Origin of the sequence: Aeromonas sp. R7-2 (genome assembly GCF_040908105.1) — a bacterium.
GTDB classification, from domain to species: domain Bacteria; phylum Pseudomonadota; class Gammaproteobacteria; order Enterobacterales; family Aeromonadaceae; genus Aeromonas; species Aeromonas caviae.
Genome location: NZ_JBFODC010000036.1, coordinates 287860 through 302725, shown reverse-complemented (window position 1 = coordinate 302725; position 14866 = coordinate 287860). Strand labels below are relative to the sequence as shown.

General features: G+C 57.7%; 15 protein-coding genes. All 15 read left to right on the top strand.

Annotation, left to right across the window (positions count from 1 at the left end; genetic code table 11):
- Positions 1-184 precede the first annotated feature (184 nt).
- The 15 genes from aroK to AB5Y47_RS16710 all read left to right on the top strand — a co-directional run bounded on the left by aroK (position 185) and on the right by AB5Y47_RS16710 (position 14837).
- A complete protein-coding gene (aroK, locus tag AB5Y47_RS16780) occupies positions 185-703 on the top strand; it encodes a shikimate kinase AroK (protein ID WP_010673824.1) in 519 nt (172 codons plus the stop codon).
- 17 nt (positions 704-720) lie between these two features.
- The gene (gene aroB, locus AB5Y47_RS16775; protein WP_049636546.1) at positions 721-1803 is read left to right on the top strand and encodes a 3-dehydroquinate synthase; all 1083 of its coding nucleotides are present in this window, start codon (positions 721-723) and stop codon (positions 1801-1803) included.
- Entirely contained in the window at positions 1793-3349 is a 1557-nt protein-coding gene (locus tag AB5Y47_RS16770; RefSeq protein WP_319910381.1) for an SPOR domain-containing protein, read from the top strand. The genes aroB and AB5Y47_RS16770 overlap by 11 nt, the downstream gene beginning before the upstream one ends.
- 70 nt (positions 3350-3419) lie before the next feature.
- Positions 3420-4292 (top strand): Dam family site-specific DNA-(adenine-N6)-methyltransferase, encoded by an 873-nt coding sequence (locus AB5Y47_RS16765; protein ID WP_049636544.1) that lies wholly within the window; start codon positions 3420-3422, stop codon positions 4290-4292.
- Between the two features lie 190 nt (positions 4293-4482).
- On the top strand, positions 4483-5157 hold the full coding sequence (gene rpe, locus AB5Y47_RS16760; protein WP_041212569.1) for a ribulose-phosphate 3-epimerase: 675 nt from the start codon (positions 4483-4485) through the stop codon (positions 5155-5157).
- Positions 5144-5809, top strand: coding sequence for a phosphoglycolate phosphatase (locus AB5Y47_RS16755; RefSeq protein ID WP_049636543.1), 666 nt, complete (start codon positions 5144-5146; stop codon positions 5807-5809). The genes rpe and AB5Y47_RS16755 overlap by 14 nt, the downstream gene beginning before the upstream one ends.
- A 39-nt stretch (positions 5810-5848) precedes the next feature.
- A complete protein-coding gene (trpS, locus tag AB5Y47_RS16750; RefSeq protein WP_010673830.1) occupies positions 5849-6853 on the top strand; it encodes a tryptophan--tRNA ligase in 1005 nt (334 codons plus the stop codon).
- A 119-nt stretch (positions 6854-6972) separates the two neighbouring features.
- Positions 6973-7188, top strand: a complete 216-nt coding sequence (locus AB5Y47_RS16745) for a hypothetical protein (protein ID WP_010673831.1) — start codon at positions 6973-6975, stop codon at positions 7186-7188.
- A gap of 321 nt (positions 7189-7509) precedes the next feature.
- Positions 7510-8091, top strand: a complete 582-nt coding sequence (locus AB5Y47_RS16740; protein ID WP_041215622.1) for an aminodeoxychorismate synthase component II — start codon at positions 7510-7512, stop codon at positions 8089-8091.
- Between the two features lie 279 nt (positions 8092-8370).
- The gene (locus tag AB5Y47_RS16735; protein ID WP_134996615.1) at positions 8371-9588 is read left to right on the top strand and encodes an aspartate aminotransferase family protein; all 1218 of its coding nucleotides are present in this window, start codon (positions 8371-8373) and stop codon (positions 9586-9588) included.
- 75 nt (positions 9589-9663) lie between these two features.
- Positions 9664-10683 (top strand): arginine N-succinyltransferase, encoded by a 1020-nt coding sequence (astA, locus tag AB5Y47_RS16730; protein ID WP_039039587.1) that lies wholly within the window; start codon positions 9664-9666, stop codon positions 10681-10683.
- Positions 10684-10750: 67 nt separating this feature from the next.
- A complete protein-coding gene (gene astD / locus AB5Y47_RS16725; protein ID WP_043155956.1) occupies positions 10751-12220 on the top strand; it encodes a succinylglutamate-semialdehyde dehydrogenase in 1470 nt (489 codons plus the stop codon).
- A gap of 69 nt (positions 12221-12289) precedes the next feature.
- Positions 12290-13087 carry a DUF1338 domain-containing protein gene (locus AB5Y47_RS16720; RefSeq protein WP_039039589.1) on the top strand — a complete coding sequence of 266 codons (798 nt, stop codon included), beginning with the start codon at positions 12290-12292 and terminating at the stop codon, positions 13085-13087.
- Positions 13088-13313: 226 nt separating this feature from the next.
- Positions 13314-13736 carry a hypothetical protein gene (locus AB5Y47_RS16715; protein WP_043155955.1) on the top strand — a complete coding sequence of 141 codons (423 nt, stop codon included), beginning with the start codon at positions 13314-13316 and terminating at the stop codon, positions 13734-13736.
- Positions 13737-14015: 279 nt separating this feature from the next.
- A complete protein-coding gene (locus AB5Y47_RS16710; RefSeq protein WP_319910379.1) occupies positions 14016-14837 on the top strand; it encodes a hypothetical protein in 822 nt (273 codons plus the stop codon).
- The last annotated feature ends 29 nt before the right edge of the window (positions 14838-14866 follow it).

Genomic DNA, 14866 nt, shown 5'->3' with positions numbered 1-14866 from the left:
ACTTGTGAGAGTAAAACACATATAACCTTACGCCCCGATGAGGCTGGGGCGTAAGGGCTGCGGTTGCCAGTCCTGGTTTCTACTGAGATAATCCCCCTCCTGATCCAACGCAAGATAAGGTTCATAGGTACCCCGGTCGAGTGTTTACCGGGGCCATACAGTTTGTAATTACTAACGAAAAGACATGGCTGAGAAACGCAATATTTTCCTGATAGGTCCCATGGGTGCGGGCAAGAGCACCATAGGTAGACATCTGGCAGAACAACTGCACATGGAGTTTTTCGACTCAGATCATGAGATTGAGCGCCGCAGTGGTGCCGATATCGGCTGGGTGTTCGATGTTGAAGGCGAAGAAGGCTTCCGGATCCGCGAAGAGAAGGTGATCGGTGAGCTCGCCGAACAGCAGGGTATCGTGCTGGCAACGGGTGGCGGTGCCATCAAGAGCCGTGAAACCCGCAACAAACTCTCCGCACGCGGCATCGTGGTCTACCTCGAAACCACCATTGAAAAGCAATTGGCGCGAACCCAGAGAGACAAGCGTCGTCCCTTGCTGCAAACCGAAGAGCCGCCCCGTGAAGTGCTTGAGCGTCTTGCGCAAGAGCGCAACGCCCTGTACGAAGAGGTTGCCGATTTTGTCATCCAGACGGATGACCAGAGTGCCAAAGTTGTCGCTAATCAAATCGTCAAGTTGATTGGTATGTAATTCATTAGAGGACGTCCATGGAAAGGTTGAAGGTCGAACTGGGTGAACGCAGCTACCCGATAGAGATAGCTGCCGGTCTGCTGCAACGCCCCGAGGTACTGGCGCAGACGATCAAGGGCAAGCGGGTCATGATAGTGACCAATACCGTGGTCGCGCCCCTGTATCTTGAACAGGTCATTCAGTTGCTGTCCGGTTTTCAGGTGGAACACCTGATCCTGCCCGATGGCGAGGCCTACAAAACCCTGGCGACCTTCGAGCGGATCATGTCTGCTCTGCTGGAAACCAGTCATGGTCGTGATACCACTCTGATCGCTCTGGGGGGCGGTGTGATAGGCGATGTTGTCGGCTTTGCTGCGGCAAGCTACCAACGAGGCATTCCGTTTATTCAGGTGCCTACCACGCTGCTCTCCCAGGTTGACTCTTCCGTCGGCGGCAAGACCGCCGTCAACCATCCCCTCGGCAAGAACATGGTGGGTGCCTTCTATCAGCCCAAGCATGTGATCATCGATACCGACTGCCTCAAGACCCTGCCTGCCCGGGAATTTGCCGCCGGCATGGCCGAGGTGATCAAATACGGCATCATCTGGGATGCCGCCTTCTTCTCCTGGCTTGAAACCAACATGACCCGCCTGCAGCGCCTCGACGGTGATGCACTCTCCTATGCCATTCGCCGCTGCTGCGAGATCAAGGCCGATGTGGTCGGTCAGGACGAGACCGAGCACGGCGTGCGCGCCTTGCTGAACCTGGGACATACCTTCGGCCATGCCATCGAGGCGGAGAAGGGTTATGGCAACTGGCTGCACGGTGAAGCCGTGGCGGCGGGAACCATGCTGGCGGCCGAGACGGCCCTGGCCCGTGGCGACATGACGGCGAAAGAGGTGGCACGAGTCCGCGAGCTGCTGTTGGCCGCCGATTTGCCGGTCAAGGCACCGTCCGATATGGATTTTGCCGCCTTCATTCGCCATATGCGCCGTGACAAGAAGGTGCTGGAAGGCAAACTGAGGCTGGTGCTGCCGATCGGGATCGGACAGGCCCAGGTCGTGGCCGATGTGACAGACGAGCAATTGATGGCGGTGATCGAGTCTGGTCGTGACCACTAATAAATTGCTCAAACTGCCTTCTCAGCGGCAGTTGGTTGACCGGCTGCTGCACCTGATCGAGTTCAACCACCCCTTTGTTTTTCTCTCCGGCAAGCCAGGCAGTGGCCGTGGCACATTGTGCGAGTCGCTGCTTGCCCAACTGCCCGATGCGGTGCGGGTGGCCAGCCTCATCGGCAGCCCGTCCATGAAGATGGCGGATGTGCGCCAGTTGCTGCTGCAGCAGGTAGTGGTACGTCCCCTGTTCAACGCGCAGGATGCCCTGGCGGACAGCTTCTTTCGCATGGTGGGTGACAAGCCTGCCAGACTGCTGCTCATCATCGAACGTGCCGATACCTTGCCTGCCGAGCTGGTGGGGGAGTTGTGGGCGCTCTGTCGTCACAACGATACCCTGGCATCTCCTCATAAACTGGCCATCCTGCTCTCGGGTGATGACGCCTGGTGTCGCAACCAGAAGGCGCTCCTCAAGGGACGAGCCATGCCAGCCCTCGAGCTGGAAGTCGCGCCACTGAGCGCTCCTGAGCAACGTATCTTCTTGTATGAGAAGGCCAAAGAGCTCAAGATCCCGACAGCCCTCTTGCCCAAGCCGAAAGTGGAAGAGATCCTGAATGGGGCGGGCGGACATCCGTCAGCCATCATGCAGTTACTGGAGGATACCATGACCGACAGAAGGCCCAAGAAACGTCAGGCCGAGTTGCCCGTCAAGAAGATAGCGATCGTGCTTGCCCTGGTGGCGGGCGGGTTGCTGGCCTTGAGCTATCTGCCCCTGTTCGACAATGCAGGCCAGGACCCCGCCCAGGCACCGTCCCAGGGGACGGCGTTGCCCGATCCCGTCTCAAGCGATCCTGTGAACGTCGGTGCGGCGAGCGGGGCCTTGAGTACTCAGACGAGCAGTGGCGCCACTGCCATCCCGTCAGGGAATCAGGTTGCCCGCGATTGGCAGTCCGATGCCAAGCCCTTGCCCAAGAAGGTCGAGAGCGAGACGGTCACCACGGAGTCAACCAACTATGAGGGGCGCCGGGTCGTCATCTCCGACGAAGTGGTCGAGAAATTGATGAACCAGCCGAACGTCAGCGGCGCCTTGCCCACGGCCGTGGTGGATGAGCTGGTGGGGAGCGGTTCCCGTGCGGTCCCGACCGGAACGACGGCCCAGGTCAAGAATCCGGCCCCGAACAGTGTCCCCGCCCGGACAGAGGCTCAACCGGCCAGTGGCGCGCAGACAGCGCCGGTCGCGGCCCCAGCGGCCAAGGTGGCGTTGACGCCGGTGGCGACTCTCAACAAGAAGCCGAAGAATCACTACAGCATCCAGTTGATGGGGGCGAGCAACACCAAGGCGGTAGACAGCTTTGTGGCCGAGCATGGCTTGGCGGGCAAGGTGTGGGTTTACAAGACCCGTTTCCGTGGCAGTCCCTGGTATGTAGTGGTGCAGGGAGACTACGCCAGCAGTGCCCAGGCCAAGGCGGCCATTCGCAAGCTGTCGCCTGCCTTGCTCAAGGGACAACCCTGGCCCAAGTCATTCGCCCAGATACAAAAAGAATTGAAGCAATAGCCAGCCACCCGAAGAAGGGGGTAGAATCACCCCCCTTTTTTGGGCATAGCCTTGTCAACACCGGACTTCCATGAAAAAAACACGCGCGTTTTTAAAATGGGCCGGGGGAAAATACTCCCTGGTCGAAGAGATCGCCGAGCGTTTGCCGGCCGGGCGTGTGTTGCTGGAGCCCTTCGTCGGGGCGGGATCCGTGTTTCTCAACACGGATTACGACGCTTATGTGCTCAACGACATCAATCCGGATCTTATTGGCCTCTACAACCACCTCAAGCAGCAGCCGGACAGCTTCATCAGCGAGGCCCGCAAGCTGTTCGTGGCCGAGCACAACCACAAGACCGCCTATTATCGGCTGCGTACCCAGTTCAACCAGACCGCTGCCGGGTTTGAACGGGCTCAGTTGTTCCTGTTTTTGAATCGCCATGGTTTCAACGGCTTGTGCCGTTACAACAAGAAGGGGGGGTTCAACGTTCCCTTCGGTTCCTACAAGAAACCCTACTTCCCGGAGAAAGAGCTGTGGGCGTTTGCCGAGAAGGCGCAGAAGGCGACGTTCATCTGCGAAAGCTATGCCGACGCCATGGCCCGTGCAGAGGAAGACTGGGTGATCTACTGCGATCCGCCCTATGCCCCCCTCTCCACCACGGCGAGTTTCACCACCTATTCGGCAGGCGGTTTCACCCTGGACGATCAGGCGCTGCTGGCCAGGCTGGCTCGCCACACCGCCGCCCATAAAGGGGTGCCCGTGCTCATCAGCAACCATGACATCGAGTTGACCCGCGAGCTCTATCGTGGCGCCCGGCTCGACGAGATCCTGGTCAAGCGTACCATCAGCCGCAACGGCGGTGGTCGCAACAAGGTGGCCGAGCTGCTGGCGCTCTATCCGCCCGGCATCGAGCCCGAACAGGGCTATTATCCCGGTGAGGCGGAGCTGGTTGCCGCCAGCTGAGTGAACAACGGTCCCTGAGGGGGCCGTTGTCATTTCTGATGCTGCCGCTGGCATTCCGTGAGCCGCGCCTGGCATCGTGTGCCAGCCATGGTGCCGGAGCGGCGTGTTCTGTAGATGCGGGTCGTTTTCATCGCCCTTTTACGATAAAATTGCGCCGTTTTTTCTGCCACGCTGCCAATGGATGACGCTGATGAAAGACTTTCTGATTGCCCCCTCTATCCTCTCCGCCGACTTTGCCCGTCTGGGTGAGGATGTGGCCAAGGTGCTGGCCGCCGGGGCCGACGTGGTCCATTTCGATGTGATGGACAACCATTATGTCCCCAACCTGACCATCGGCCCCATGGTCTGTCAGGCGCTGCGCGATTACGGCATCGAAGCGCTCATCGACGTGCACCTGATGGTCAAGCCGGTGGATCGCATCGTGCCTGATTTTGCCAAGGCCGGTGCCAGCCTGATCACCTTCCACCCGGAAGCCTCCGATCACGTGGATCGCACCCTGGGCCTCATCAAGGAGCAGGGTTGCCAGGCCGGTCTGGTGCTGAACCCCGCGACCCCGCTCAGCTGCCTGGAGTACGTGATGGACAAGCTGGACGTGATCCTGCTGATGTCTGTCAACCCGGGCTTTGGCGGTCAGAGCTTCATCCCCGGCACCCTCGACAAGCTGCGCCAGGTGCGCCGCCTGATCGACGAGAGCGGCCGCGACATTCGCCTGGAAATCGATGGTGGGGTCAAGGTCGACAACATTCGCGAGATTGCCGAGGCGGGTGCCGACATGTTCGTGGCGGGCTCTGCCATCTTCGGCAAGCCGGATTACAAGGCGGTGATCGACCAGATGCGCGCGGAGCTTGCCCATGTCCGTCGCTGATCGCCCCTTTGACCTGGTGCTGTTCGATCTGGATGGCACGCTGATTGACAGCGCCCCGCAACTGGCGCTGGCGGTCAACCGTACCCTGGCGGAGCTGGGGTTGGCCGAGGCCGACGAGGCCGTGGTGCGTACCTGGGTCGGCAACGGCGCCGACAAGCTGATCCAGCGGGCTCTCGATTACCGCGACGCCCCGGAGCAGTTTGCCAAGGCCCGCCCCCTGTTCGACCGTCACTATCAGGCCTGTCTGCTGGAAGGCCTGGCCATGTATGACGGAGTGGCCCGGAGCCTGCGCCGTCTGCAGGGGCTGGGTTACCAGCAGGCCGTGGTGACCAACAAACCCAGTCACTTCGTGCAGCCCATTCTGGAGGCCCTCGGCATCAGCGACTGTTTCGCACTCTGGCTCGGGGGCAACTGCGTACCCGTGAAGAAGCCGAGCCCGGAGCCGCTGCTGCACGCCTGCCACGAGCTGGGTGTCAGCCCGTCCCGCACCCTGATGGTGGGGGATTCCGAAAATGACGTGCTGGCCGCCCAGGCCGCCGGTATGAAGGTGGTGGGGCTCACCTATGGCTACAACTATGGCCGCCCTATCGCAGACTCCCGCCCCGACTGGGTTTGCGAGCAGTTTGCCGAACTCGACGCCCTGCTGGTCTGATCCAGACCGGGCTGGCGGATAACAAGGATTACTACTCTGATGACTAAACCAATCGTATTGAGCGGTGCCCAACCCTCGGGCCAGCTGACCATCGGCAACTACATGGGCGCCCTGCGTCAGTGGGTCAGCATGCAGGATGACTTCGACTGCCTCTATTGCATCGTCGATTTGCACGCCATCACCACCCGCCAGGATCCGGCCGCCTTGCGCAAGGCGTGCCTCGACGCAGCCGCCCTCTATCTGGCGGTGGGCATCGACCCGGCCAAGAGCACCGTCTTCATCCAGTCCCACGTGCCCCAGCACGCCGAGCTCGGCTGGATCCTGAACTGCTACACCCAGATGGGCGAGCTGTCGCGCATGACCCAGTTCAAGGACAAGTCCGCCCGTTTCGAGAACAACGTCAACGTCGGCCTGTTCGGTTATCCGGTGCTGATGGCGGCCGACATTCTGCTTTATCAGGCTAATCAGGTGCCGGTTGGCAATGACCAGAAGCAGCATCTGGAGCTGACCCGCGACATCTGCACCCGCTTCAACAACCTCTATGGCGAAGTCTTCACCCTGCCGGAACCCTTCATTCCGACCGAAGGGGCCCGGGTGATGAGCCTGCAGGACCCGACCAAGAAGATGTCCAAGTCCGACGACAACGAGGCCAACTTCATCGGCTTGCTGGAAGATCCCAAGCAGATCGTCAAGAAGATCAAGCGGGCGATGACTGACTCCGACGAGCCGGCCGTGGTGCGTTTTGATCCTGAAAACAAGCCGGGGGTCTCCAATCTGCTGACCCTGATGTCCGGTGTGACCGGCCGCTCCATCCCGGAGCTGGAGCAACACTTCGAAGGCAAGATGTACGGCCACCTCAAGAGTGAAACGGCCGATGCCGTGGTCGCCTTGCTGGAACCCATCCAGGCGCGCTTCCGCGAGCTGCGTCAGGATGAGGCCCATCTGCAGGCCATTTTGGCGGCTGGCGCACAAAAGGCGCGTGAAAGGGCTGAAAAAACCCTGATCAGCGTATATGATGTCGTCGGCTTCGTTCCTCGAGCCTGACATACTGGGAAGGTGTAGTAGAAGAGAGCTGGGTGGATGCCTGGCTTTCTTTGTTTTACACCTTCCGGTTTGTCGCAACCTCCCCAATGTCAAACACGGGCTTTGCCCCAAGAGAAAGCATGTCTGTCGAATCACAAACCCTGAGTGAAGAGTTGGGTGACAAGGGTCACTGGCTGCGCAAGTTTCGCAAGGCCAAGAGCCTCAATACCTTGCAGTTGATGGTCTCCAACGCCATCGACAAGCACCACAAGACCCCGGCCATCGCGGCTGCCATCTATCTGGCCGAGTGCCAGCGGGAACGGGAACTGGAACAGGGCCGCTATCTGGACCGCTGAGGTCCGTTGCCTGCCCTTGCCAAGGTGACTCCTTCCCATTTGCCTGTCACGTCCTGTGCCCTTTTCCCGGTCGCCTCCCGTCTCTTTTACCTAGCCATCCTGACATGGAGCGGCTGATGCTGCTCGGTCGGGGACAGGCCCACCGCCGGGTGGGGTCGACAGGCCCGGATCGCCATTGAAGAGCGAACAGACTGCACAGCAGGTGAGGTGATCGCCGGTTTATTAACGCAAAGAGACATGCCAGAATGCGCGGCGTTTGTCTGCCCGCGCTCGCAACGGGTTGTCCGATCACCGTCTCTGTCTTATTCCCAGGGTGTTTGCATGCTGCTACTCATCGACAACTACGACTCCTTTACCTGGAACCTGGTGCAATACTTCGGCGCTCTGGGGCAAGAGGTGGTGGTCAGGCGCAACGATGAGCTGAGCCTGGAGGAGATAGCCCGGCTTGCCCCCCGTCATCTGGTGATCTCTCCCGGCCCCTGCACGCCAAACGAGGCGGGCATCTCTTTGGCCGCCATCTCCCGTTTTGCCGGCGAGATCCCCATCCTCGGTGTCTGTCTCGGCCATCAGTCGCTGGCACAGGCCTTTGGTGCCCGGGTGGTGCGTGCCCGTCAGGTGATGCACGGCAAGACTTCTCTCATCCGTCACAAAGGGGAGGGGGTGTTCAAGGGGCTCAACAACCCGCTGCGGGTGACCCGCTATCATTCTCTGGTGGTGGAGGCGGCGTCGCTGCCCGACTGTTTCGAGGTCACCGCCTGGAGCGAACATGCCGACGGCAGCCAGGACGAGATCATGGGGCTGCGGCATAAAACACTGGCGCTGGAGGGAGTGCAGTTCCATCCGGAAAGCATCTTGAGCGAACAGGGGCACCAGTTGCTGGCCAACTTTTTGGCCGTTTCCTGAAAAAAATTGCGATGTCTGTCTCAAAACCGTCATGAGGCAAAAAAAAATTTCCCTGAGACTTTATTCACCCTCCTCCCTGTCCAAATTATCTCTTGCCAACACCCCCTGAGCCGTTATGCAATGCGGTTGCCTAAAATCTCAAAGGCAATCGAACATTGTTCCTTATAGGCGGTTAAGTTACAGACTTTTTACTTTTTTTCTGTGATAATTCCGCCACGTTTACACGGATTTAACTTTTGGGCGGTGGATTATTCTGCCGCGAGATAGCAGGAGAGCAATATGTCAGAGTTGTTGGCAGTGACACGTGAAGTGTTTGATGAAGTGATGGTTCCCAACTATGCGCCGGCCAAAATCATCCCGGTGCGCGGCGAGGGGTCACGTGTCTGGGATCAGGAAGGCCGCGAGTATGTGGATTTCGCGGGCGGGATCGCGGTCAATGGTCTGGGCCATTGCCATCCCAAACTGGTCGAGGCCCTGAAATCCCAGGGTGAGAAGCTGTGGCACCTCTCCAACGTGATGACCAACGAGCCGGCCCTGCGCCTGGCCAAGAAACTGGTCGCCGCCACCTTCGCCGAGAAGGTCTATTTCTGCAACTCCGGCGCCGAAGCGAACGAAGCGGCCCTCAAGCTGGCCCGCCGCTACGCCATCGAGAAGTTCGGGGCCCACAAGACCCAGATCATCGCCTTCCACCAGGGCTTCCACGGCCGTACCTTCTTTACCGTCAGCGTGGGTGGCCAGGCTGCCTACTCCGATGGCTTCGGTCCCAAGCCTGCCGACATCACCCACGTCGCCTACAACAACCTGGAGGAGCTGGCTGCCGTCATCTCCGACAACACCTGCGCCGTGGTGATGGAGCCGCTGCAGGGCGAGGGTGGCATCATCAGCCCCACCGACGAGTTTGCCAAGGGTGTGCGCGAGTTGTGCGACAAGCACAATGCCCTGCTGATCTATGACGAAGTGCAATCCGGTGTCGGTCGTACCGGCGAGCTGTTTGCCTATATGGGTCTGGGCATCACCCCGGACATCCTCACCAGCGCCAAGGCGCTGGGCGGCGGCTTCCCCATCGGGGCCATGCTGACCACCACCGAGATCGCCTCCCACCTGAAAGTGGGCACTCACGGCTCCACCTACGGCGGCAACCCGCTGGCGTGTGCCGTGGCCGAGGCGGTGATCGACGTGGTCAACACCCCGGCAGTGCTGAGCGGCATCAAGCAGCGCGAGCAGCTGTTCCGCGAAGGGCTGGAAGCCATCAACGCCAAGTACCACTGCTTCAGCGAAGTGCGCGGCAAGGGCCTGCTGCTGGGCGCCGTGCTCAACGATGACTTCAAGGGCCGCTCCCGAGACTTCCTGCTCGCCTCCATCGATCAGGGCCTGATGGCGCTGGTTGCCGGTACCAACGTGGTGCGTTTTGCCCCCTCCCTGGTGATCCCGGAAGCGGACATCAAGGAAGGGCTGGCACGGTTCGAGAAAGCGGTCGCTCAGGTGGTCAACGCCTGATCCAAATTGAGGTGGGGAGCCCTCCCGGCAGGAGCCGGGACCCCACCTGTCGTCAATGAAAGGGAGTTGTCATTTATGTTGGTTATCCGTCCTATCGAGCAGCGCGACTTCGCCGGCCTCAAGACCTGTGCCATCGAATCCGGCACCGGCATGACATCCTTGCCGGTCAACGACGAGCTGCTGCAACGCAAGATCGATGCCTCGACTCAGACCTTCCTGGACAAGCCCGCCGGCAAGGGCGAGTGCCTCTATTTCTTCGTGGCCGAGGATCTGGAGACCGGGGAGATGGTCGGTACCTGCGCCATCGACGCGGCGGTCGGCCTGTCCCAGGCGTTCTACAACTATCACATCGGCAAGGTGGTGCACTCCTCCCCCAAGCTCGGCATCTACAATGTCGTGGAAACCCTCACCCTCTCCAACGACTACACCGGCAATTCCGAGCTCTGCACCCTGTTTCTGCGTGAATGCGCTCGCGAGGGGCTCAACGGCCGTCTGCTCTCCAAGCACCGTTTCCTGTTCATGGCCGAACACCCCGAGCTGTTTGACAGTACCGTCTTTGCCGAGATGCGTGGTGTCTCCGATGGCAACGGCCACAGCCCCTTCTACGAGTGGCTGCAAAAACATTTCTTCTCGATGGATTTTCCCACCGTCGACTATCTGACTGGCATCGGCAAGAAGCGCTTCATCGCCGAGCTGATGCCCAAGTACCCCATCTACGTCAATCTGCTGAGCAACGAGGCGCGCGCCGTCATCGGCAAGACCCACGAAAAGACCCGGCCTGCCCTCAAGATGCTGCAGGATGAGGGGTTCGTGAATCGCGGTTATGTCGACATCTTCGACGCCGGCCCCACCGTCGAGTGCGAGGTGAAGAACATTCGCAGCGTGCGCCGCAGCCAGAAGCTGGCGGTGCTGGTGGGTGAGCCCATCGGTGGCCATACCTACCTCATCTGCAACACCAGGTTCGAGCAATACCGCGCCTGCTACGGCAACATCCGGGTCGATCTGGACAAGCACGAAGCCATCATTCCGCCCAAGATGGCGGCCGCCCTCAAGGTGGAAAATGGCGACATGGTGCGCGTCGTCGATCTGGATTGACCCGCCCCGCAGCACAGCATTGAGACAGGCTGCCGAGGCGGCCTGCGTACCCACAGGGAGTGAATTGATGATGTCTTTAGTCCAGTTTATCGATGGCCAGTGGCTGGCCGGTGAAGGCAAGCCGTTCGAATCCATCGACCCGGCCAAAAACGAGGTGATCTGGCGTGGTGAGGCGGCAAGCCAGTCCCAGGTGGATGCTGCCGTCAAGGCGGCCCGCACGGCCTTCTACCATTGGTCCGATCTGGTCCTTGAAGAGCGCCTTGCCATCGTGCGCCGCTATGCCGACCTGCTCGGCGAGCACAAGGAGGCGCTGGCCCTGACCATCGCCCGTGAAACCGGCAAGCCTCTGTGGGAGACCCGCACTGAAGTGGCGGCCATGCAGGGCAAGATTGCCATCTCCATCCGTGCCCATGACGAGCGTACCGGTACGGTGGAAAACCCCATGCCGGGCGCCAAGGCGTTCGTGCGCCACAAGCCCCATGGCGTCGTGGCCGTGTTCGGCCCCTACAACTTCCCGGGCCACCTGCCCAACGGCCACATTGTGCCAGCGCTCATCGCCGGCAATGCGGTCGTGTTCAAGCCTTCCGAGCTGACCCCCATGGTGGCTGAAGCCATGGTCAAGGTGTGGCAGGAGGCGGGGCTGCCCAAGGGGGTGCTCAACCTGGTGCAGGGGGAGGTCGACACCGGCAAGGCGCTGGCGGGCAATACGGACATCGACGGCCTCTTCTTCACCGGCTCCTCCCGTACCGGCCACTTCCTGCATCAGCAGTTTGCCGGCCAGCCGGGCAAGATCCTGGCACTGGAGATGGGTGGTAACAACCCGCTGATCGTGAAAGATGTGAGCGACATCGACGGCGCCGTCCATGCCATCGTGCAGTCCGCCTTCATTACCTCCGGTCAGCGCTGCACCTGCTCGCGCCGTCTGTTTGTCGAGCGCGGCGAGCGGGGCGATGCCTTGGTCAAGCGCCTGGTGGAGGTGGTCGGCCAGATCAAGGTCGGCCTCTATGACGCCGCCGAGCAGCCGTTCATGGGCGCCATGATCAGCGAGAAGGCCGCACTCGGCATGGTCGAGGCGCAAGCCAACCTGCAGCGCCTCGGTGGTGAAAGCCTGCTTGCCCTCAAGCACTTGGAAGCGGGCACCGGCTTTGTCTCCCCGGGCATCATAGACGTGACCGCGGTCAGCGCGCTGCCGGATGAGGAGTACTTCGGCCCGCTGCTGCAGCTCATTCGCTACGACGACTTCGATGCGGCCATCGAGAAGGCGAACGCCACCAGCTTCGGTCTCTCGGCCGGCCTGCTCGGTGACAATGAAGCGGACTGGAACCACTTCTTCAAGCGCATCCGTGCCGGTATCGTCAACTGGAACAAGCCCATCACGGGTGCCTCCAGTGCCGCGCCCTTTGGCGGCATCGGTGCCTCTGGTAACCACAGAGCGAGCGCCTACTACGCCGCCGACTACTGTGCTTACCCGGTCGCCTCCGTCGAAGACAGCAAGGCTGCTATGCCGGATCAGCTGTCTCCCGGTCTGACCTTCTGATAACAAGAAAATAAAAGAGGGGCACTGAACAGGTGCCCCTGTCTGTACCCGCAATCAAAGGAAAGAGAGATGCAAAAGGATATCGACACCCTGTTTGGCCATCTGTGGGACAACTACATTCAGGTCACCCCCAGTGCTCACAAGGTTCATCAACTGCTGGGCGGCGGTGCCCCCATCATCAACGATCACGTGGCGTTTCGGACCTACAACCTGCCCAAGCTCGGTCTCGAGAAACTGGCGGCCCACTTCCGCGCCCTGGGGTACGAAGAGAAGGGCGAGTATGTGTTCAAGGCCAAGAAGCTCTATGCCAAACACTTCGAGCATAAAGATCCTGATGCGCCCAAGGTGTTCATCAGCGAGCTGAAGGTGGAAGAGCTCTCCGAAGGTGCCCAGGCCATCATCCACAAGCTGGTGGATCAGGTACCCGATCACCTCACCGACACCCCGGCCTTCCTCTACGCCGGCGCGCCCTGGCAGGTCTCTCACACCGACTACCAGACCCTGCTGGCAGAGAGCGAGTATGCCGCCTGGATGGCCGCCTGGGGTTATCGTGCCAACCACTTCACCGTCAACATCAACCGCCTGAAGGACTTCGACACCATCCAGCAGGTGAATGCGGCGCTCAAGGCGGCAGGCTTCGTGCTCAACACCGTTGGCGGCGAGGTGAAGGGCGATCCCGAGGTGATGCTGGAGCAATCCTCCACCATGGCAGACAAGGCCGAGGTGCCCTTCAGCGACGGCGTGCGCACCATCCCGAGCTGCTTTTACGAGTTTGCCCTGCGCTACCCGCAGGCCGACGGCGTGCTCTACCCTGGCTTCGTCGAAGCGTCGGCCGACAAGATCTTCGAATCCACCAACGCCATGTAATGGCCGCCATGAAAACAACGCCCCGCCTGGGGCGTTTTTATTTTGGATTAAATACGGTCAAATTATTGCTGTGGTGTAGTGCCCTGTCGGGCTAAGCGCTTGCCCAAAAGAATGAATAAAGTCATTTGATATACATCATTGAAATACTCCATTAAAGAGATGATGCCAGAACGAAATGCTGAAATGTGTCTGTAGCATGTGACTGATTTTTAAGTGAGAGTATTTTATGCGATTTTTAATTTCCCCCTTTGTGGGGGCAGGGAAAATCAAGTTTGGCATGACTCCTGACCAAGTGAGATTATTATTAGGGGAAGTATTTGATTCTTTTAAAAGAACGGAGGAGTATGTGTTCCCATGTGATTACTTTGAGAATTTAGGCGTGTTCGCATATTACAACGCCTCTGGCGTTTTGGAGGCGATAGAGTTTACTGAACCAGCGGTTCCAGAGTTCGAAGAAATGGACTTGCTAAAAATTCATTTCAAGGACTTGATCACGTATCTTTCAGATAAAGACAAAGATCTAGAAGTAGAGTCTGATTCGCTAACATCCCATGTGTTGGGTATTGGCGCATACGCTCCTGATGCGGATGACAACACATCATTACCTGCTGAAAGTATTATCGTCTTTGAAAATGGCTATTATGATTGATTCGAGTCAGTTGATATTTCGATAAGTATTTGTTAAGTCCTATGATTATTAAGATAAGTGTAAAAGTTAGCTAGGCTGTAATCAATATGTTCATGTTACAGAATTTTACTTGGAAGATAGATGAAGAGTAGGCGGAGGAACATCGAATTAAGAACCGTGGGTGGTATGTTTGCCCATTTCTCCAAAACGTATCAAACAATATTTACCCCATTGGTATAAATAGGAGCTAATCCCCTGATAAATAATGAAAAATATTTCATCGATGAGGTTGAAAATGGAATGGGACGTTGCCTTGTCTTGACAGCTCCTTGGTCGGATAGTTTTAAATCAATAATCGATAAAGAAAATATTTCAGTGCTCCGTTTAAGTCAATCCGCAGGCTGGAATGGAAGTGACATTTCATTTATAAATTACTTGCCTTCTCTTTCTGGCGTTGAAATTTATTCTTGGGGTGTCAAGGATATCACTCCATTAGAGTCTATCAGTAATCTTGAATATTTAGGATTACAGTGTGAGTTTACGAAGGCTCCTGATTTTTCCAAACTAAAAAAATTAAAAGTACTTAAGCTTTTTTGGAGGCCTAAAGCGAAGACGATTTTCTCTTGTGATGAATTGAATCTGCTAAATATTGTTAACTATCCTTCAGAAAACTTGAAAAAACTTAATAGAATGTCTTTATTAAGACGTCTACAACTAACCTCCAAAAAAATAAAATCATTGTCAGGAATAGAGGAACTTAGCTCGTTATCCATTCTAGATTTGGCCGACTGTCCTAAGCTAGAAGATCTTTCAGGCATAGATAAGTGTCAGCAGATAGAGATTGTAGAAATTGAAAACTGTAAAAGAGTTTATGATATAGCTATTTTGAGTGAGCTAAAAAACCTCAAAGAGATTGTATTAACTGACTGTGGGACAGTTAAATCTTTGAGGCCACTTGCACACAGCCAATCATTAGAAAGTATCATCTTTATAGGGGACACAACCATTGAAGATGGAGATCTGACTTCCTTATTGGATATTCCAACGCTAAAGAAAATGTGGTTTGCTAATAAACGTCACTACACCCATACCCGAGAACAGGTGATGGAAGTGTTATCTTGAGTAATCAATCATGAATGATATTCATGCAT